The organism is Comamonas sp., assembly GCF_036666375.1.
Classification (GTDB): Bacteria; Pseudomonadota; Gammaproteobacteria; order Burkholderiales; family Burkholderiaceae_C; genus Comamonas.
Genome location: NZ_JAVWWA010000040.1, coordinates 1 through 18,713, shown reverse-complemented (window position 1 = coordinate 18,713; position 18,713 = coordinate 1). Strand labels below are relative to the sequence as shown.

Annotated in this window: 18 protein-coding genes; 6 read left to right on the top strand and 12 right to left on the bottom strand. The window is 67.1% G+C overall.

The features are described 5' to 3' along the window. Positions 1–14: 14 nt before the first annotated feature. Positions 15–929: a DMT family transporter gene (locus RR928_RS11835; RefSeq protein ID WP_332536111.1), complete on the top strand. Its 915-nt coding sequence runs from the start codon at positions 15–17 to the stop codon at positions 927–929. Positions 930–956: 27 nt separating this feature from the next. Here the strand turns inward: RR928_RS11835 and RR928_RS11830 are convergent, their stop codons facing one another. From RR928_RS11830 to RR928_RS11790, 9 genes are all read right to left on the bottom strand, one after another. Next, a complete protein-coding gene (locus tag RR928_RS11830) occupies positions 957–1,763 on the bottom strand; it encodes a transporter substrate-binding domain-containing protein (RefSeq protein ID WP_332536109.1) in 807 nt (268 codons plus the stop codon). A gap of 80 nt (positions 1,764–1,843) precedes the next feature. After that, positions 1,844–2,821 (bottom strand): Bug family tripartite tricarboxylate transporter substrate binding protein, encoded by a 978-nt coding sequence (locus RR928_RS11825; protein ID WP_332536108.1) that lies wholly within the window; start codon positions 2,819–2,821, stop codon positions 1,844–1,846. A 132-nt stretch (positions 2,822–2,953) separates the two neighbouring features. After that, positions 2,954–3,601 (bottom strand): bifunctional 4-hydroxy-2-oxoglutarate aldolase/2-dehydro-3-deoxy-phosphogluconate aldolase, encoded by a 648-nt coding sequence (gene eda / locus RR928_RS11820; protein WP_332547871.1) that lies wholly within the window; start codon positions 3,599–3,601, stop codon positions 2,954–2,956. Beyond that, entirely contained in the window at positions 3,592–5,400 is a 1,809-nt protein-coding gene (gene edd / locus RR928_RS11815; protein ID WP_332536104.1) for a phosphogluconate dehydratase, read from the bottom strand. Before edd ends, eda begins: the two co-directional genes overlap by 10 nt. A 13-nt stretch (positions 5,401–5,413) precedes the next feature. Further along, positions 5,414–6,172, bottom strand: coding sequence for an SDR family oxidoreductase (locus RR928_RS11810; RefSeq protein WP_332536103.1), 759 nt, complete (start codon positions 6,170–6,172; stop codon positions 5,414–5,416). Then, positions 6,169–7,176 carry a TRAP transporter substrate-binding protein gene (locus tag RR928_RS11805; protein ID WP_332536101.1) on the bottom strand — a complete coding sequence of 336 codons (1,008 nt, stop codon included), beginning with the start codon at positions 7,174–7,176 and terminating at the stop codon, positions 6,169–6,171. Before RR928_RS11805 ends, RR928_RS11810 begins: the two co-directional genes overlap by 4 nt. Before the next feature lie 58 nt (positions 7,177–7,234). Further along, entirely contained in the window at positions 7,235–8,515 is a 1,281-nt protein-coding gene (locus tag RR928_RS11800) for a TRAP transporter large permease (RefSeq protein WP_332536100.1), read from the bottom strand. 12 nt (positions 8,516–8,527) lie between these two features. After that, complete coding sequence (locus RR928_RS11795) at positions 8,528–9,040, bottom strand: TRAP transporter small permease (protein ID WP_332547870.1); 513 nt, start codon at positions 9,038–9,040, stop codon at positions 8,528–8,530. A gap of 26 nt (positions 9,041–9,066) precedes the next feature. Continuing rightward, on the bottom strand, positions 9,067–9,558 hold the full coding sequence (locus RR928_RS11790; RefSeq protein WP_332536181.1) for a gluconokinase: 492 nt from the start codon (positions 9,556–9,558) through the stop codon (positions 9,067–9,069). A 212-nt stretch (positions 9,559–9,770) separates the two neighbouring features. On the opposite strand from RR928_RS11790, the gene RR928_RS11785 reads away from it, so the two are divergent. Further along, on the top strand, positions 9,771–10,799 hold the full coding sequence (locus tag RR928_RS11785) for a LacI family DNA-binding transcriptional regulator (RefSeq protein ID WP_332536097.1): 1,029 nt from the start codon (positions 9,771–9,773) through the stop codon (positions 10,797–10,799). Between the two features lie 186 nt (positions 10,800–10,985). Then, positions 10,986–12,128, top strand: a complete 1,143-nt coding sequence (locus tag RR928_RS11780) for a hypothetical protein (RefSeq protein WP_332682622.1) — start codon at positions 10,986–10,988, stop codon at positions 12,126–12,128. A gap of 20 nt (positions 12,129–12,148) precedes the next feature. On the opposite strand, the gene RR928_RS11775 is transcribed toward RR928_RS11780, so the two are convergent. Then, entirely contained in the window at positions 12,149–13,159 is a 1,011-nt protein-coding gene (locus RR928_RS11775) for a LacI family DNA-binding transcriptional regulator (RefSeq protein WP_332536094.1), read from the bottom strand. A 300-nt stretch (positions 13,160–13,459) separates the two neighbouring features. Between RR928_RS11775 and RR928_RS11770 the strand changes: the two genes are divergently transcribed. After that, positions 13,460–14,614, top strand: coding sequence for an L-talarate/galactarate dehydratase (locus RR928_RS11770; RefSeq protein WP_332536092.1), 1,155 nt, complete (start codon positions 13,460–13,462; stop codon positions 14,612–14,614). 19 nt (positions 14,615–14,633) lie between these two features. On the opposite strand, the gene RR928_RS11765 is transcribed toward RR928_RS11770, so the two are convergent. Continuing rightward, positions 14,634–15,845: a PrpF domain-containing protein gene (locus RR928_RS11765; RefSeq protein WP_332682619.1), complete on the bottom strand. Its 1,212-nt coding sequence runs from the start codon at positions 15,843–15,845 to the stop codon at positions 14,634–14,636. Positions 15,846–15,853: 8 nt separating this feature from the next. Next, entirely contained in the window at positions 15,854–16,843 is a 990-nt protein-coding gene (locus RR928_RS11760; protein ID WP_332682617.1) for a D-2-hydroxyacid dehydrogenase family protein, read from the bottom strand. A 163-nt stretch (positions 16,844–17,006) separates the two neighbouring features. On the opposite strand from RR928_RS11760, the gene RR928_RS11755 reads away from it, so the two are divergent. Together RR928_RS11755 and RR928_RS11750 are read left to right on the top strand one after the other, a co-directional pair. Next, complete coding sequence (locus tag RR928_RS11755) at positions 17,007–17,531, top strand: sigma-70 family RNA polymerase sigma factor (RefSeq protein ID WP_332682615.1); 525 nt, start codon at positions 17,007–17,009, stop codon at positions 17,529–17,531. Positions 17,532–17,592: 61 nt separating this feature from the next. After that, positions 17,593–18,699: a FecR family protein gene (locus tag RR928_RS11750; protein ID WP_332536087.1), complete on the top strand. Its 1,107-nt coding sequence runs from the start codon at positions 17,593–17,595 to the stop codon at positions 18,697–18,699. Positions 18,700–18,713: the final 14 nt, after the last annotated feature.

Genomic DNA, 18,713 nt, shown 5'->3' with positions numbered 1-18,713 from the left:
CAATCGCGCCCACTATGCTGCTCAACTTCTGGTCGCGGAACGCCTTTTTCCGCCATTTTTCGCGCCAGGAAGCGGCGCTGCTGGGCGTGACCGTGCTGTGGGGCGGCACCTTCTTCGTGATGCACGCGGCCATGGCGCACAGCGGGCCGCTGTTCTTTGTCGGCCTGCGCTTTGTGGTCGCGGGCCTGGTCACGATGCTGGTCTTTCGCCGCCTGATGGCCGGCATCACCCAGGCCGAGATTCTTGCCGGCAGCGCGATCGGCGCCTCGATCTGCGTTGCCTACGCGCTGCTGGGCCAGGGCTTGCAGAGCATAGAGGCCAGCAAGTCGGCGTTTCTCACGGCGCTGTATGTGCCCGCCGTGCCGCTGCTGCAGTGGCTGCTCACGGGCCGCGCGCCCCATCCCATGGCCTGGCTGGGAATCGGCCTGGCCTTCATCGGGCTGCTGCTGGTCAGCAATCCCGGCGTGGCGGCCGGGTTCGCGCTGGGCGTGGGCGAGGCCGCGACCATTGCGGGCGCGGTGGTGATTGCGCTGGAAATCCTGCTGATAGGCAAATACGCCGGCCAGGTCAACGTGCAGCGCGTGACGGCCATTCAGCTGCTGGTCGCAGGGCTGTGCGCGTTGGCGGCCATGCCGCTGGCCGGCGAGGCCGTTCCTGGCTTTTCCTGGCTGCTGATAGGCAGCGCCGTCGGACTGGGCCTGGTCAGCGCACTGATCCATCTGACCATGAACTGGGCCCAGCAATCGGTGTCGCCGACCCGGGCCACGCTGATCTACGCCACCGACCCGATCTGGGCCGGCATCATAGGCCGCATTGCGGGTGACCGCCTGCCGGCAACGGCGCTGCTGGGCGCGGCCTTCATTGTTGCCGGGATTCTTGCCAGCGAACTGCGGCCGCGGCGGCTGGCGCGCACGCCCGCCACGCCCTGATACGGGGGCCGGGACAGGCGCAGCCCTTCACTTCACCGCCACCGTCCCGCGCAGTCCCGAGTTCGCGACGATGCGCGCCAGACCGCCGTCCTGCTGCAGACGGTTCGCGAACGCCTCCAGGGACGGCAGCGCGGCTTCGCGGCCCTTGGGGACGGCCACGGCCATGTGCTCCAGGCCCCAGCGCCCCTGCAGCACGCTTGCCGACGGCACTTTCTCGGCCAGCTCGAACAAAATCCCCTTGTTGGTGGCAAAGGCATCGATCTGACCCTGGCGCAATGCGTCCGCGGCAGCGGCCAGCGCATCGAACTGCACCAGCCGTGCCTGCTTCAACTGCCCGCTCAATGCCGCCAGCGAAGAACTGCCGCGTGACACGCCAATCACCGCGCCGGGCACATCGACCGCATCGATGCTTTGGATCTTGCCGTCGCGCGCCGCGAGATAGCCCAGTTCCAGCGCAATCACGGGCGCGGTGAATGCCACCACCTGGGCCCGGGCCGCAGAGGCGTTGGTGACGGTGAAGTCGACCTCGCCCGCCTTGATCGCATCGATCACCTGGGCGATGCGCTCGAACTTCACGACGCGCACCGGAACGTTCAGCTGCGCGGCCAGCAGCGTTCCCATCTCATAGGAGACGCCCGACAGCCCACCCTGGGGCTTTTCTATCAGGGACGTGGGGCTGCCGGGATAGACGCCGACGCGCAACGTTCCCGTGGGCGCAAGTATCGGCTGGGCCTGCGCGACCGAGGCGCTGGTCTGCGGCGGCTGGGGCGCGACGGCGCAGCCGGTCAGCAGCGCGGCGGTGAGGGCAATGGCAATCCAGGGGCGCAATATCATTTCTGTCTCCTTGTTGTTCTGTCGGACGGCGCAAAAAAACGGCAAGGCCAGACCTTGCCGCTGGCTTCAGTCAGCGCAGATCAATCGGCCAGAATGCCGGCGTCCTTGATGACCTGGCCCCATTTGACGATTTCCGACTTGCTGAAGTCGGCGAATTTCTGCGCCGAGCCGCTGTCGACAATCGCGCCGCGCGCGGCCAGCTTGTCCTGCACGTCCTTGCGCGCCAGCACTTTTTGCAGTTCGCCGTTGAGGCGCTGCACCAGCTCGGGCGGCAGGTTGCGCGGGCCGACCAGGCCCCACCAGACCGTGGCGTCGAGCTTGGGCCAGCCCAGCGACTGCGTCGTGGGCAGGGACGGCAGCGTGTCCGTGGGCTTGCTGCCGTAGACCGCCAGGGCCCGCAGCGAGCCCGACTGGATGTGGGAAATCACTTCCAGCGGATTGATGGACATGAACGAGACCCGCCCGCCTATCAGGTCGGTGATCGCCGGGCTGCCGCCCTTGTAGGGAATATGGATGGCCTTGAGGCCGGTTTGCTGGATCAGCAGTTCGCTGGCCAGATGGCCCGAGCTGCCGTTGCCGGCCGAGCCGTACGACAGCTCGCTCTTTTCGCGCTTGCTGCCGTCAATCAACTCCTTGAGCGACTTGAACGGCGAGTTTGCCGGCACCACGATGACCAGCGGCGCATAGCCAATCTTGCCTATGGCCGTGAAGTCCTCGGCGGGATTGAAGCTGAGCTTCTTGAACAGCGCGGCATTGCTGGCCAGCGTGGGCGAGGCCGTGAGCAGCGTATAGCCGTCGGCCGGCGCCTTGGCCACGGCGGCCATGCCGATGTTGGTCGAGGCGCCGGGCTTGTTGTCGACAATCACGGTCTGGCCCAGCGCGCCGCCCAGCTCCTGGGCGACGATGCGCGTCACGATGTCGACGCCGCCGCCGGGAGCGTAGGGCACGACCACGGTGATCGGCTTGCTCGGATAGTTCTGCGCCAGCGCGGCAAAAGGCAGGGCGAGCAGCGGCGTGAGGGCGATGAATTGGCCGATGCGGCGGCGGGTAGGTGTCACGGGATTTCCTCAAGGGTTGCGGGCCGCAAATCGTAGGCCCCGCAGCATGCCGCAGGGCGCTGTTTTTTGCATAGCTGCTAGTGCCGCCGCACCGCCCCAACCCCAGGTTTACCCGGTTGACAGGAAAACGCCTCAGCCGTTTTTCAACTGGCTTGCCTGCCGTGCGAGCGTGGTGATGCGCGCCCAGTCGCCCTGGGCCAGCGCATCGGCCGGCACCAGCCAGGAGCCGCCCACGCAGGCCACGTTGGCCAGCGCCAGGAACTCCGCGGCATTGCCCGGCTGTATGCCGCCCGTGGGGCAGAAAAGCACATCGCCAAACGGGCCGGCCCAGGCCTTGAGCATGGCGCTGCCGCCCGACTGCAGCGCGGGGAAGAACTTGAGCGCATCGAAGCCATCGGCCTGTGCGGCCATGATCTCGCTGGCCGTGGCCACGCCGGGCAGCAGCGGCAAGCCGTTGGCCCGGCAGGCTTCGCCCACGGCCTGGGTATAGCCGGGACTGACGGCAAAGCGCGCGCCTGCGTTCGCTGCCGCGGCAGCGTCCTCGGCACTGCGCACCGTGCCCGCGCCGACCACGGCTTCAGGCACGGCGCGCGCAATGGCCTCGATGCAGGCCAGCGCCTGCGGCGTGCGCAGCGTGACTTCGAGCATGCGGATGCCGCCCGCGACCAGCGCGCGCGCCATGGGCACGGCATGCGCCACGTCATGCAGCACGATCACCGGAATCACGGGCGCGTCGCGCATCACCGCGCGCGCGCTCAATATTGTGTTGTCTACAGCCACGAGCAGGCTCCCTCTTCCGCGCTGAGCGCATTGCGCCGGAAACCGGCAAACAGTTCACGGCCGAAGCCGAAGGTATTGTCCAGCGCCTGGGCCGCGGGAATCTGTGCCGGCGTGCGCGCATTCCACTCGGCGGCATCGACCAGCACGTCAAGCGTTCCGGCCACCGCATCAAGGCGCACGATGTCGCCGTCAAGCACGCGCGCCAGCGGGCCGCCCGCGCAGGCTTCGGGCGAGACATGGATGGCCGCGGGCACCTTGCCCGAGGCGCCGCTCATGCGGCCGTCGGTCACCAGCGCCACCTGAAAGCCCTTGCCCTGCAGCACGGCCAGCGGCGGCGTGAGCTTGTGCAGTTCGGGCATGCCGTTGGCCTGCGGGCCCTGCCAGCGCACCACGCAGACCACGTCGCGGTCGAGTTCGCCGGCCTGAAAAGCCGCCTGCAGTTCGGCCTGCGAGCCGAACACCCGCGCCGGCGCCTCGATCACATGGCGCTCCTCGGGCACGGCCGAGACCTTGATCACGCTGCGCCCCAGATTGCCGTGCAGCAGCTTCAGGCCGCCGGTGGCGCTGAACGGCGCGGCCACCGGCCGCAGCACGCTGTCGTCGAGGCTGGCGCCGATCTCGGCCCAGTGCAGCCGGTGGTCCGCGTCGCCCTGGGGCAGGCGCGTGAACTCGCGGATGCCGCCGGGGCGCACGGTCAGCACGTCGTCATGCATCAGGCCCGCGTCCAGCAGCTCGCGAATCACATAGCCCGGGCCGCCCGCGGCCTGGAAATGGTTGACGTCGGCGCTGCCGTTCGGATAGACGCGCGCCAGCAACGGCACCACGGCCGACAGCTCGGAGAAATCGTTCCAATCGATGGTGATGCCGGCCGCGCGCGCCACCGCCACCCAGTGGATCAGGTGGTTGGTGGAGCCGCCCGTGGCCAGCAGCGCGACCATGGCGTTGACGATGCAGCGCTCGTCGACGACTTCGCCTATCGGCGCGCAGCCCGGCTGCAACAATGTGCGCGCGGCTTCGCGTGTGAGCTCCTGGCGCAGCGCCTGGCCGGGGTTCACAAAGGCCGTGCCCGGCACATGCAGGCCCATGGCTTCAAGCAGCATCTGGTTGCTGTTGGCCGTGCCGTAGAAGGTGCAGGTGCCTTCGCCGTGGTAGGCCGCCGATTCCGCGGCCAGCAGCTCCTCGCGCCCGACCAGGCCTTGCGCCGCCTGCTCGCGCACCTTGGCCTTGGCGTTGTTCGACAGGCCCGAAGTCATGGGCCCCGCGGGAACGAAGACCGTGGGCAGATGGCCGAACTGCAGCGCGCCTATCAGCAGGCCGGGAACGATCTTGTCGCACACGCCCAGCAGCAGCGCCGAATCAAACACATCGTGGCTCAGCGACACCGCCGTCGCCATGGCAATCACATCGCGGCTGAACAGGCTCAGCTCCATGCCCGGCGTGCCTTGGGTCACGCCGTCGCACATCGCGGGCACGCCGCCCGCGACCTGGGCCGTGGCGCCGTTGCGGCGCGCTTCGTCCTTGAGCAGTTCGGGGTAGTGCTGCAGCGGCGCATGGGCCGACAGCACGTCGTTGTAGGCGGTGACTATGCCTATGTTAGGCGCGCGCTCGGCAACGATGCGCAGCTTGTCGTTGCCGGGCAGGCCGGCAAACGCATGCGCGACATTGGCGCAGCCCAGGCGCTGCGCGCCCGGCGGGCGCCGGGCCAGGGCCTGCAGGCGTTGCAGATAGGCGCCGCGCTCGGGCGCGCTGCGCTCGCGTATGCGGCGCGTGACCGCTTCGACGGTGGCGTTCAGTGTCATGCGGAAAGTTCTCTCAAAGGAACATGCGGTTCCAGGTGGGGCTGATCAGTATCTCGTTCATGCACACATGCGCAGGCATGTTCGCGACGAAGGCAATGGTGCGGCCCAGGTCTTGGGGCTGGAGCATGCGCGCCATGTCCTCGTCGGACGGCGGCACAGGGCGCTGCTTCAGGATGGGAGTCGCCACTTCGGCGGGCAGCAGGCAGCAGGCGCGCAGGCCGTGGCGGAATTCCTCGATGTTGAATTCGTGCGTCAATGCGGCCACGGCCGACTTGCTGGCGGTGTACGCCGCGCCGGGCATGGCCGCGGTGAAGCGCCCGGCCCAGGACGCCACGTTGATGATGGCGCCGCCCCCGGCGGCACGCATCATGGGCAGCACGGCGCGCATGGTGTGCACCGTGCCTTTCAGATTGATGTCCAGCACGCGCTCCCAGTCGGCCGCGCTGCAGTCGGCCCAGCTGCGGCGCTGCACGTTGATGCCCGCGGCATTGACCAGCAGATCGATGCGGCCATGGCGCGCGGCAATCTGCTGCGCCGCGGCCTCGGCCGCGGAGGCGTCGACGACATCGAGCGCCAGCGCCGCGCAGCTGCCGCCGCGCGCGGCGATCTGCGCGCAGGCCTGGGCCAGCACGTCTTCGCGCCGGCCCGACAGCAGCACATGCCAGCCGCCCTCGGCCAGCGCCTGGGCGCCGGCCAGGCCTATGCCCGTGCCCGCGCCCGTGACCCAGGCGACGCGGCGTGCGGCGGCATCCGGTGCGGCGGCCAGGCTCATTTCGCGGCGCGCATCTTGGCGAGCTCGTCCTGCGTCTGCTTCCACAGGTCCATGCCCACGGTGGTGGCGACCGAAGCGTTGACCTGGGTCAGCTTGTCGCGCATGCGGCCGGCTTCGGCGGCCGACAGCTCGTTGACCTGCATGCCCTTGGTCTTGAGATCGGCCAGGGCCTTGGCGGCTTCGTCGCGCGTGTCCTTGCGCTCGAAGTCACGCGCCTTCTTGGCCGCGTCCATGATGACCTTCTGCTCGTCCTTGCTCAGGCCATCCCACCACTTCTTGCTGACCGACACCATCCAGGGGCTGTAGACATGGTTGGTCACGGTGAGGTACTTCTGCACTTCGTAGAACTTGCTCGACACCACGGTGTTGTACGGGTTCTCCTGGCCGTCCACGGCCTTGGTTTCCAGCGCCGTGAACAGTTCCGAGAACGGCAGTGGCACGGCGTTCGCGCCCAGGGCCTTGAAGCTGTCGAGGAAGACATTGTTCTGCATCACGCGCAGCTTGATGCCGTTCATGTCTTCGAGCTTGGTCACCGGGTGCTTGTTGTTGGTCAGGTTGCGGAAACCGTTTTCCCAATAGACCAGACCGACGATGCCCTTGGACTCGAGCGTGGCGCGCACCTTGTCGCCCACCGGGCCGTCGAGCAGCGCGTCGGCTTCCTTGGCATTGTTGATCAGGAAAGGCGTGTCCCACAGCGCCATCTGCGGCGCGACGCCGACCAGCGTGGCCGTGGAGCCGACCATCATTTCCTGGGCGCCGCCGATCAGCGCCTGCTGCATCTGCATGTCGGAGCCCAGCGCCGCATTGCCTATGCCGCGCACCTTCATCTTGCCGCCCGTGGCTTTCTCCACCTCCTTGGCAAACAGGCGCACGGCCCGGCCCTGGTTCGAGTCATCGACCAGGCCGTAGCCGAAGCGCACGATGCGCGGCTTGAAGTCCTGGGCCTGCACGGCACCGGCCGCCATCAGTACGGCCAATGCGCCGAGGGCAAATTTGATTCGCATGTCTGTCTCCTGGTTGATATGGGGGGCACCATGCCCCCGGGTTTGGAAAAACTTGGTTTCAATGCATCCAGCGCAGCGGCGCCAGCACGATCTGCGGGAAGATCACCAGCAGCACGGCCAGCAGCACATAGGCCAGCAGGAACGGCGTCGTGCCCTTGATCACGGTTTCCATGCGCAGCCTGCCGACCCCGGCAACCACGTTCTGCACCGTTCCCACGGGCGGAGTGATCAGGCCGATACAGCCCACGTAGATGAACATGAAGCCGAAGTACACCGGATCGATTCCGGCCTTCATGGCCAGCGGCGCGCAGACCGGGCCGAAGATCAGGATGGTGGGCGTCAGGTCCATGGCCGTGCCCACGACCAGCAGGAACAGCATCATCAGCGCCATGAACAGCATGGGGTTGCCCAGCAGGCCCGAGAAGCTTTCGGCCAGCAGGTTGGGCAGGTCGGCCAGCGTGATCATGTAGGCGGTGACCGTGGCCGCGCCGCACAGGAACATCACCACGGCCGTGGTCTTGGCCGCGGCCAGGAACACGTCATACAGCTTGTTCCAGCTCATCTCGCGGTAGACCACCATCGACACGAACAGCGCGTAGACCGCGGCCACGACGGCGGCTTCGGTCGGCGTGAAGATGCCGCCCTTGAGACCGCCCAGGATGATGACCGGCATCATCATGGCCCAGAAGCTCTTGGCCAGCGTCTTCAAGCGCGTGCCCCAGGGCATGCGAGGGCCGCTGGCGAGCTGGAACTTGCGCGCGATGGTCCACCAGGCCGCGATCAGGAACACGCCCATGATCAGACCGGGAACAATGCCCGAGAGAAACAGCTTGCTGATCGAGGTATTGGTCGTCACGCCGTAGATCACGAACGGCATCGACGGCGGAATGATGGGCGCGATGATGCCGCCCGAGGCCAGCAGCCCCGAGCTGTAGCTGTCCGGATACTTCTGGTCGCGCATCATGGGCAGCAGGATGGTGGCCAGCGCCGCGGTGTCGGCAATGGCCGAGCCGCTCATCGACGCCAGCAGCACGGCCGCGCCAATCGTCACGAAGCCCAGGCCGCCGCGGATATGGCCCACGAAGGCGCTGGCCAGATCGATGATGCGCCGCGACAGCCCGCCGGCGTTCATCAGCTCGCCGGCCAGGATGAAGAACGGCACGGCCAGCAGCGGAAAGTTGTCGAAGCCCGCCTGCAGGTTCTGCGCCAGCAGCTGGGTGTCGAAGAAGTCGAGGTGCCACATCAGCGCCACCCCGGTGAGCACCAGCGAATGCGCGATCGGCATGCCGATCACCATGCCGCCGATCAGCACGAACAGGAAAATGAAAGTCACGACCATGTTGCCAGCTCCTTATTCGACTTCAAGGATGGAGCCGTCACGCGCCGGATCGTGCGGGCCGCGGCGCATGTCGCGCAGCGCCACCACCAGCATGCCTACGGCCAGCACCAGCGTTGCCGCCGCGCCCAGCGCCAGCGGATAGCCCATGACCGTGCTGTAGCTGCTCAGCCCGGCCTGGACCTGGGCCCACGAGCCCCACAGCAGCAGCAGCATGCAGGCCACGACCAGCAACTGCGTGAGCCAGAACAGCGCGCGGCGCACCGGCGGGCTGACGCGCGAAGTCACCATGTCGAAACCCAGGTGGCTGCACTCGTAGGCAGCGACGATGGAGCCGACCGCGACCAGCCAGACGAACAGCAAGCGCGAGATTTCCTCGTACGAGACGATGCTGGTGTTGAACACGTAGCGCAGCACGACGTTGACGAACACCGCCACCACCATTCCGGCCAGCGCCACCACCATGAACAGCTCGGCCGCGCGCTGCAGGCGCGGCTTGGGCTTCACTGGACTTGTTTCTGCATGCATGGGTATTTCCTTGTTTTCGGGATATGTCACGCCGCGGCCGGCGCGTGCCAGGCGTTGGCGCGGCGCACGATCTCGGCCAGGGGCAGCGTCGCGTCAATGCCCACCACGCCGGCTTCGGCGTCGGGGCGCTCCAGCGTCGCGAACTGATTTGCCACGAGATCGGGCGAGAAGAAGTGGCCGGGGCGCTGCTGCACGCGCTGCAGGGCGGTCGCGAAGTCCAGGTCCAGGAACACAAAGCCGAGCGCGCCCTGCGGCTGCGCCAGGCGCAGGCGATCGCGGTACTTGCGCTTCAAGGCCGAACAGGTCAGCACGATGCCGCTGCTGGCGCTCGCCGTGGCCAGGATGCCGCACAGGTCGGCAAGCCAGCTCGCGCGGTCGTCATCGGTCAAGGCGATGCCGGCCTGCATCTTGCGCACGTTTTCGGGCGAATGGTAGGCGTCGCCTTCATGCAGCGTCCAGCCCAGCGTCTGGGCCAGCATCTGGGCCACGCTGGACTTGCCGCAGCCGGAAACACCCATCACCACCAGGGCATGGGCATGGCACGGCACAGGGGCCGCCACCGGGTGGAAACTTTGGATAGCGCTATCCGTGTTGGTCATAAAAAAACGAGGGCATGATTCCTCGTACTGAAAAATTTGCGTTGGATTATCGCGGGAAAATAGCGGTGTTTTCGCGCTCGGATAGCGCTATCATAGATTTTTCGACTTTCTCCAGTCATCAGGACAAACCCTTGACAGAAGCACCGCGTCGTTCGCGCCGCTCCAGCGGTCGCACCACCCTTTCCGATGTCGCCCAGCTCGCGGGCGTGAGCCCGATCACCGTCTCGCGCGCGCTGCGCGGCGAGCGCGGCGTCGATCCGCAGCTGGTGCTCAAAGTCCGGCAGGCCGCAGACAGCCTGGGCTATGTACCCGACCCCGCGGCGCGCGCGCTGGCCTCGCAAAAGAGCACGCAGGTGCTGGTGCTGGTGCCGCTGCTGTCGAACGCGCTGTTTGTCGACCTGCTCGAAGCCGTGCACCGCACGCTGTTTCCCGAAGGCTTTCAGCCGCTGATAGGCGTGACACACTACGACAGCGCCGAGGAGGAACTGCTGCTGCGCACCTATCTGCCGCACCGGCCTGCAGGCCTGCTGGTCACGGGCTTCGACCGCAGCGAGACCTCGCGCCGGCTGATCGCCCAGAGCGGCGTGCCCTGCGTGCACCTGATGGAGACCAGCGATGCGCCCGGCGTGGCCTGCGTGGGTTTTTCGCAGACCGACGCCGGCGCGGCCATCACCCAGCACCTGCTGGACCGCGGCCGGCGGCGCATCGCATTTTGCGGCGCCCAGCTCGATCCGCGCGTGCTGCAGCGCGCCGAAGGCTATCGCCGCTGCCTGCGCGCCGCCGGCATCTACGACCCGCGGCTCGAAATGCTGAGCCCCGAGCGTTCATCGATCGCGCTGGGCGCGCGGCTGTTCGAGGAAATGCTGCAGCGCATGCCCGACATCGACGCCATCTTCTTTTGCAACGACGACATCGCCCAGGGTGGGCTGCTCGCCGCCCATCGCCTGGGCGTGCAGGTGCCCGCGCGCATCGCCATGGCCGGCTTCAACGACCTGGCCGGCAGCGACCAGATGGTGCCTTCGCTGACCACCGTGCGCACGCCGCGCAGCGAAGTCGGCCGCGAAGGCGCAGCCATGCTGCTGGGCATGATGCGCGGCAGCGCGGCCGCGCCCGGCAGCATAGAGCTGGGCTACGAGCTGGTGGTGCGCGAAAGCACCTGACTCCTGCCTGCGGCGCGCGCCGACGCGGGCACGGTTGCGGCGCAACCGACGCGGCGCGCCGTCTTCCGGCATGGGCCGGCGGGCCGGCACTGTTCAATCGAGGTGACGCATCCGGCATGGCATTTGATGCTTGCAGCGCGCCCAGGGCCCAGGCTGAGCGGCGCTCCACCAGCAAGGAGAACCACGATGAGGAACAGCCGTCAGCCCCGTTGGGGCGCAATGATTGTCGCCGCAGGCCTGCTCGCGGCATGCGGCGGCGGATCGGGCAGTGGCGGCGATGAAACCGCTGCCGGCACGGCGATCCAGCGCCCGTCCGCCATTTCGGGCCGCGAGGTCACCATCTTCACAGGCGCCGGCAGCGCGCAAGAAACGCCCATTCCCGACCAATACGAAGATCGCGACATGGGTGGCTTCATATCGGGATGGGGCCGAAGCTATGCCAGCGCGTCCATCAAGTTGCTGATCGGCGCCATCGGCGCGAAAGAACTGCGCGGTCATCTGGAAAGCTTCAAAGCCGCAAGCCAGAACGCCGAGGAACGCAGCGCCGCCGACCAGTTCATCAAGCTGATCGACGAAGCCTACTCGCAGCACGGCTCGGTTTGGACCGCCGACTTCCTCAAGAGCCTGCAAAACCTCGCGCCGTTCAACCAGCGCAATGCGGCCGGCGAATGGGCATTCAAGCTCGACCAGGAACTGTTCTCCGACGAAAAGGAGCCGGAAAAATTTCTGCCCTTGCTCTCGGAACTGTTCCATCTCGACACCCTGCCCGGCTGGTCGTTCGACGTCCAGGAAACCTATGTGCACCAAGGCCAGGAACGCGCGCAGGAGCGTGCAAAAAACCGCTTCCAGCTGTTCCAGCCGGTCGATCTGGGACGTATCAAGCCAGAAGATTTGCCACGCTTGAACCTGCAAAAACTTGTGGATCTGCTGCATGCGCAAGACGAAGCACAGGTCCAGTGGAAGCCCGGCGACGCAGCACTCACCGCGGTCAAGGTCATCAGGCAGGTGCGTATCCCCGATGCGGAGCAATTCAAAAGACTCACCATCAGCGTGCAAGGCGGGCTTCCCAATCTGGTCACGTTCAATCTCGACGATACGGTCACGCTGCAGGCCACCGATCAGAAAACCGGGCAAAAGCTGGCGATCACCATGACGGGCAAGCAAGCCATCACCTGGAACAACTCACGCTATGAGATCCGCATCAAGAATCAAAAAGGACTGTGGGTGGAGCACGACGAGAGCGCGGTGTCCCCTGGCGACGAGAGCGACAGGCAAGACCAGCTCAAGATGATCAATTTCGCGGTGACCAAAATCACGCCGCTGTCCTGAGACCATTCCGGCCAGGCGCGCTAGCCGTGCTCCAGTGACGTCGAGCGCCGCTCGATGATGCGAAAGCCCAGATCGACGATTGGCTGCTCTATGGGCCTGCCGTGACTGCGGTCGATGATCAGCTGGGCCGCGCGCCGGCCAATCGCCGCGCCGTCCACGTGCACGGTGGTCAGCGACGGCTGCATGTCGGCCGCGAAGTCGGCGTTGCCGAAGCCGCAAACCGCCAGGTCTTCGGGAACGCGCAGTCCGCGCGCCTGGGCTTCGGCCAGCACGCCCTGGGCCAGTTGGTCCGAGCTGCAGTAGATCGCCTGCAGGCCCGGGTCCTTGGTCAGCAGTTCCGTGAGCGCCCTGCGCCCCAGGCCCATGCTGCTGGGCGCAGGCACGACAGCCGTGGGAACGTCTCGGCCCATGGCCGCGAGAAAGCCTTCGCGCCGCAGTCCGCCGCGGTGGTCGTCGCCGGTGGCAATGCCCACGCGCTGCCAACCCCGGCCCAGGAAATAGCCCGCAATGGCGCTGCCCACCTTTACATGCGAAAAGCCCACCAGCATGTCGACCGGGCGCTCGCTCAGGTCCCAGGTCTCGACCACGGGAATGCCCACACGCTGCAGGCGCTCGCGCGCGCTGGCCGAATGCACCAGGCCGGTGAAGACGATGCCGTCGGGGCGCCGGCTGATCATGGTGTTGATCAGCGCTTCCTCATGCGCATGGTCGTAGCCCGTCTGACCCAGTATCAGCTGGTAGCCGGCCTGGGACAGCACATCGGTCAGCGACTGCACCGTGGGCAGGAACTGGGCCACCGAAATCGCCGGCACCAGTCCTGCGACCAGCATGCTGCGTCGGGACTTCAGGCCGCCGGCCAGCAGGTTGGGGATATAGCCCACGGCCTCGGCCGCGGCCTGCACCTTGAGAATCGTCGCACTGGAAACCAGCTTGGGATTGGTCAGCGCGCGCGAAGCGGTGATCAGCGAGACCCCCGCGGTGCGGGCGACATCGTGCAGCGTGGCGGCTTTGAAAGGGACGGGAGTGTTCATGGACATGGGCCGACTCGGCATGAGCGGCCTGACTACCCGGCTAGTTTACGGCCTGGGCCAGCGCCGCGATGCGAGACAAGGCGATGGCAGCCCGCACGCGGCCCAAACGACCAGGGAAAACCCGGGTGTGTAGCCATTGACCCGCAAAATGACAACGTTATCATCACCCATCAAGTGCCATCACTGCGATGCGTTGCAAACCAATAAACGTATTTCTTAAAACGCCCACCAAGGCCCACTCTTTTTTTGCGCATGAATGACCACGTTATCTTTTCGCCCGTAAACACCATGACCAACGCCATGCCCTCCTCCGCCAACGCCCCACTGCCCGCCGACAGCATTGCCTGGGTGCGTGTCTCGTCCTGCTATCTGCCGCTGGCCAACCCGATCAGCGACGCCAAGGTGCTGACCGGTCGCCAGAAGCCCATGACCGAGATCGCCATGTTGTTCGTGCAGATTGAAACCAAGGATGGCCACCAGGGCCTGGGCTTGAGCTATTCGAAGCGCGCGGGCGGGCCCGGCCAGTTTGCGCATGCCAAGGAAATCGCGCCGGCGCTCATAGGCGAAGACCCCAGCGATATTTCGCGGCTGTGGACCAAGCTGCAGTGGGCTGGCGCGTCGGTGGGCCGCAGCGGCATGGCGGTGCAGGCGATAGGCGCGTTCGATGTCGCGCTCTATGACCTCAAGGCGCGGCGCGCGGGGCTGTCGCTGTCCAAGCTGCTGGGTTCGCAGCGCGACTCCGTGCGCTGCTACAACACTTCGGGCGGCTTTCTGCACACGCCGCTGGACCAGTTGCTGGTCAATGCCGCGGCCTCGCGCGAGCGCGGCATAGGCGGCATCAAGCTCAAGGTCGGCCAGCCCAACCAGGCGCTCGACGTGCAGCGCGTCGAAGCCGTGCGCCGGCACCTGGGCGACGACATGCCGCTGATGGTCGACGCCAACCAGCAATGGGACCGGCCCGCCGCGCAGCGCATGTGCCGCATCTTCGAGCAGTTCAATCTGGTCTGGATCGAGGAGCCGCTGGACGCCTATGACTTCGAAGGCCATGCGGCGCTGGCCGCGCAGTTCGATACGCCGATTGCCACCGGCGAGATGCTGACCTCGGCGGCCGAGCATGCCGAGCTGATCCGCCACCGCGCGGCCGACTATCTGATGCCCGATGCGCCGCGCGTCGGCGGCATCACGCCTTTTCTGCGCATCGCCGCCCAGGCCGAGAACGCCGGGCTGGCGCTGGGGCCGCATTTCGCGATGGAACTGCATGTGCATCTGGGCGCGGTCTATGCGACCGAACCCTGGGTCGAGCATTTCGACTGGCTCGAGCCGCTGTTCAACGAGCGTCTGGAAATCAAGGACGGGCGCATGCTGGTGCCCACCCGCCCCGGCCTGGGTTTGAGCCTGAGCGAGCAGGCCCTGGCCTGGACGCGCGAAGTCGCCGAAGTGGGCAAGCGCCCCTGAGCAGGCAGCGCTGGCGTCTCTAGCCGGCGCGCTGCGCCAGCGCCGCGCGCAATGCGGCCGACGCCGCATACAGCGGCACATAGCCCTTGAGCAGCACCTGGGCGCTGCGCTGGTACGCGGCCGAGGCAATGCGCAAGGCATCGCCCTGCATGGAAGCCACCACCGTGGTCGACAGGATTCCCGCGGGGTTCTCGATATCGACCTTGACTTCGCCCAGCACCGATGTCGCGCTCTTGGGCGCGAGTTCGTGCGCCACCGAGCCCGCCACCAGCGTGGCCGCGGCCAGGCAGCAGCCGCCCGAGACCGCCAGCGAAGCATGCACGGTCTGCGGCGTGAAATAGCGCACCGCGAGATCGGCGCCGGCGCGCGCCGCGCCGATGATGCAGACCTTGGGAAGGGTCTCGCTTTGCGCGATGTCGCCGGCGCTCATCAGGCTGCCGTTCTTGCGCCGCAGCTGCATCTTCAAGCCCGCTTCGACCCAGATCGCCTTGAGCCGCTGCAGGAAGTCGGCGTCGGCTGCGAGTTCGCCCACCGATTCATGGCCGGTCTTGCCCAGATCGGCGGCGCGCACGATGACCATGGGCACGGCCACGTCGACACAGCTCACGCGCACCCCGGCAATGGTGTCGACCGGGTTGCCCGTGGGCAGCAGCGCGCCGGTCTTGGCGCCCGCGGGCTGGTGCAGGAACAGGTCCACGGCCGGGTGCCGGCCCATCACGCCCGGAATCTCGGCGGTGGCAAACCCGCCATCGGCTTGCAGCACCATGCGCGACGTGGTCAGCACGCCGGTGTTGGTGTTGCGTATCGCGAGTTCGTGGGCGCCGGTTGCGATGTGTTCCACCAGTTCGCTGTCCAGCGCCCACAGCTGCAGCGCCGAGGACATATTGCCGCAGTTGACGCTCCAGTCGATGCGGCCATGGTCGGCCGCGAGCTGGGCCAGCGTGCTGACCAGGCGCGCGCCGGCGTCGGCCTGCTCCATGCGGGCGAAAAACACCTTGTTGCTGGTGGCCGGGCCGCGGCCCAAGCCCGTGGTCTGTTTGTTGCCCGGGCGCTCGCGCTCCAGGGGCACGCCCATCAGGTGGCGCAGCAGTTCCTCGCGCAGTTCATCGTCGGCAGGCGCGGCCGGCTCCCAGATCACCAGGCCGGTCGAGGTGCCGCCGCGCATATGGTGGACCGGAAACTCCCAGACGCCGTGGCGCAGGCGGGGGCCGGGCATTTGCGGCATGGTCATCGATGCCTTCACGCGCTTGCCAGCGCTGCGGGATTGCAGACATTGGTCGGCGTTCCCGCAAAGAAACTGGCAACGTTCTCGAAGGCCGCGCGAAAGTAGATCTCGTAGCCCTTTTGTTCGACATAGCCCAGATGCGGCGTGGCGACGACATTGTCGGCCGACAGAAACCATTCATTGCCGGCCACGGGTTCGGTCTCGAACACATCGAGCGCGGCGTAGCCGGGACGTCCCTGGGCCAGCGCCTGCTGCAATGCGCCCGGCGCCAGCAGTTCGGCGCGGCTGGTATTGACCAGCAGAGCCGAAGGCTTCATCGCCTGCAGGTCTTCGAGGGTCACAATGCCCTGCGTGGCGGCGTTGAGCCGCAGGTGCAGGCTCACGATATCGGCCTGGGCAAAGAAGCTCTGCTTGGAGTCGGCGACGCGGTAGCCGTCGGCCAGCGCCTGGGCCCGGCTGGCTTCGCGGCCCCAGACGACAACGTCCATGCCGAACGCCTTGCCATAGCCTGCGACGCGCTTGCCCAGCTTGCCATAGCTCCAGATGCCCAGCGTATCGCCCTGCAGCGCGCGGCCCGGCGTGTTGTGGCGCGCGTCCAGCGAAGATGCCTGCCAGCGGCCGGCCTTCATGTGCGCGACATACTGCGGAATCTTGCGGTAGGCCGCCATGATCAGCGCCCAGGTCAGCTCGGCCGGCGCCGTGGGGTCGCCCACGCCTTCGGCAATTGCCACGCCGGCAGCCGTCGCGGCGTCCACATCGATATGGCCGCTGACCTTGCCGGTCTGCGAGATCAACTTCAGATTGGGCAGGCGCGCGAGCAGGCTCGCGGTGATTTCCGTGCGTTCGCGTATCAGCACCAGCGCGTCGAAGTCCTGCAGCGCGGCCACGAGCTGGTCTTCGTTCATGGTCTGCGTGAAAACGCTGACGTCGTGGGCGCTCAGCAGCGCATTGCAGCCCAGCTTTTCAACGGCATTCTGGTAGTCATCGAGTACGGCAATCTTCATTTTTGTCCCTCCGGCACATTGATCGTGCAGCGCGCATTATGGACGGCGCCGACTGCCGGCATAATACGAGCCATTCCCATCTGCGTGCTCCTCAGGCCAGCCCTCGCCACGTCTCTACGCCAGACTGTTTCAGGAATGTGTCCACCTTGGATCATGGGCTGCCGTGCTTGAGCGCTACTACCGAGAACTGCTGAATTTTTGTTCCCGCAGGGTCAAGGACCGCGATGCGGCGGCCGAAGTCGTGCAGGAAAGCTATGCCCGCGTGCTCGCCATCCAGCGCTCCGAAGTTGCCATCCACGAGCCACGCGCCCTGCTCTATCAGACCGCGCGCCACGTCATGGTGGACCAGCACCGGCGCGAGCTGCTGCGCAGCCACGATGATCTGGCGGCGCTGGCCGAAGCCGATCACCCGCCCGCCCCCGTCCACCAGCAGCCCGATGCGGCATTCGCCTCGTCCCAGGCGCTTGAAGCCTATGCCGCGACCATCGAAGCCCTGCCACCGCGCTGCCGCGAGGCCTTTGTGCTGCATGTGTTCGACGGCCTGCCGCAGGCGCAGATCGCCGAGCGCATGGGCGCGTCGATCAGCATGGTCGAAAAGCACATTGCGCGCGGACGCATGGCCTGCCGTGCCTGCCAGCTGCAGATCCAGGGCCAGCCGCCGACCCTACCCGCGGGCCGGAAAAAATGACTGTTTTCAAAGACCCGGGTGAGGATTCGAAGGCCTCGTGCGACATCACTTATAAGAGCCCATGAACCGACACGCCACCACGCCTTCCCATGCGGCCAAGCAGGACGCGGCGGACGCGCGCGAGTTCGACGACTTCGCGCGCGGCCAGGATCCGGTGCTGCTGGAAGCCGCGCTGTGGGCCACGCGCCGCAGCGAGGCCATGGACGCCGCCGCCGAAGCACAGTTCCAGGCCTGGCTGGGCGCGGCGCCCGAGCACGCAACGGCCTACGATCAGATGGCGCACAGCACCACGCCCGCACAGGCCCTGCCGCCGGCCCGCATCCAGGCACTCAGGAACAGTCTGCCGCGGCGCTCCGCGCCCGCGCAGCGCGACCGGCCCAAGGAGCGCAGCGGCTGGCTTGCAGGCCTGGCGCCTTTCTTCCCGCAGGCAGCTACTGCCATGGCCGCCGTGGCCCTGGTCGCTGGCGGCTGGCTGGGCTGGAACCACTATGCGGGCCAGCCGACATTTGAAAAGCATTACGCGACCGAACGCGGCCAGCGCCTGGACATCGCCCTGCCCGACGGCAGCACGCTGCAGCTCGATGCGGCCACGCAGGCCGATGTGCGCCTCTACCGCGACCGGCGCGAAGTGCGGCTGGCCGAGGGCCAGGCGATGTTCGCGGTACAGGCCGATACGGCCCAGCCCTTCTCGGTGTTCGCCGGGCCCATGCGGGTGACCGTGGTCGGCACGCGCTTTTCCGTGCGCCACACCCTGGCCGGCATGGATGCGGGACATACCGTGGTCGCGGTCGAGTCCGGCCGCGTGCGCGTGGCGCCGGCCGCGCCCGGCGCGCAGCAGGCGCAGATCGAATTGACTGCGGGCCAGCGCGTCACGGCCGACGCCGCTGCGCAGTTGCAGCCCGTGACCAGGTTTGCGCCCGCCAGCGTCGCCAGCTGGCGCCAGGGCCGCATCAGCTTCAACGACACGCCGCTGCGCGAGGCCTTGGCCGAACTCGAGCGTTACGGCGATACGCGCCTGGTGCTGAGCGATCCCGCCGTGGGCGCACTGCGCCTGGGCGGCAGCGTCGATCTGCGCCAGCTCGCCACCTTCACCCAGGCCTTGCCGTCGCTGCTGCCGGTGCGGCTTGAGCCGCGCAACGGCAAGATCGAAATCGTCGCCAGGCGCTGAACGCAGATTTTTTT

What these genes read in the sequence shown, in the direction of transcription:
- RR928_RS11810 (WP_332536103.1), bottom strand. Translation starts at nt 6,172, where the DNA reads ATGAGCCTGGCCGCCGCACCGGATGCCGCCGCACGCCGCGTCGCCTGG.
- RR928_RS11835 (WP_332536111.1), top strand. Translation starts at nt 15, where the DNA reads ATGCTGCTCAACTTCTGGTCGCGGAACGCCTTTTTCCGCCATTTTTCG.
- RR928_RS11760 (WP_332682617.1), bottom strand. Translation starts at nt 16,843, where the DNA reads ATGAAGATTGCCGTACTCGATGACTACCAGAATGCCGTTGAAAAGCTG.
- edd (WP_332536104.1), bottom strand. Translation starts at nt 5,400, where the DNA reads ATGACACTGAACGCCACCGTCGAAGCGGTCACGCGCCGCATACGCGAG.
- RR928_RS11770 (WP_332536092.1), top strand. Translation starts at nt 13,460, where the DNA reads ATGCCCTCCTCCGCCAACGCCCCACTGCCCGCCGACAGCATTGCCTGG.
- RR928_RS11780 (WP_332682622.1), top strand. Translation starts at nt 10,986, where the DNA reads ATGAGGAACAGCCGTCAGCCCCGTTGGGGCGCAATGATTGTCGCCGCA.
- RR928_RS11750 (WP_332536087.1), top strand. Translation starts at nt 17,593, where the DNA reads ATGAACCGACACGCCACCACGCCTTCCCATGCGGCCAAGCAGGACGCG.
- RR928_RS11795 (WP_332547870.1), bottom strand. Translation starts at nt 9,040, where the DNA reads ATGCATGCAGAAACAAGTCCAGTGAAGCCCAAGCCGCGCCTGCAGCGC.
- RR928_RS11765 (WP_332682619.1), bottom strand. Translation starts at nt 15,845, where the DNA reads ATGACCATGCCGCAAATGCCCGGCCCCCGCCTGCGCCACGGCGTCTGG.
- RR928_RS11805 (WP_332536101.1), bottom strand. Translation starts at nt 7,176, where the DNA reads ATGCGAATCAAATTTGCCCTCGGCGCATTGGCCGTACTGATGGCGGCC.
- RR928_RS11800 (WP_332536100.1), bottom strand. Translation starts at nt 8,515, where the DNA reads ATGGTCGTGACTTTCATTTTCCTGTTCGTGCTGATCGGCGGCATGGTG.
- RR928_RS11775 (WP_332536094.1), bottom strand. Translation starts at nt 13,159, where the DNA reads ATGAACACTCCCGTCCCTTTCAAAGCCGCCACGCTGCACGATGTCGCC.
- RR928_RS11790 (WP_332536181.1), bottom strand. Translation starts at nt 9,558, where the DNA reads ATGGGTGTTTCCGGCTGCGGCAAGTCCAGCGTGGCCCAGATGCTGGCC.
- RR928_RS11830 (WP_332536109.1), bottom strand. Translation starts at nt 1,763, where the DNA reads ATGATATTGCGCCCCTGGATTGCCATTGCCCTCACCGCCGCGCTGCTG.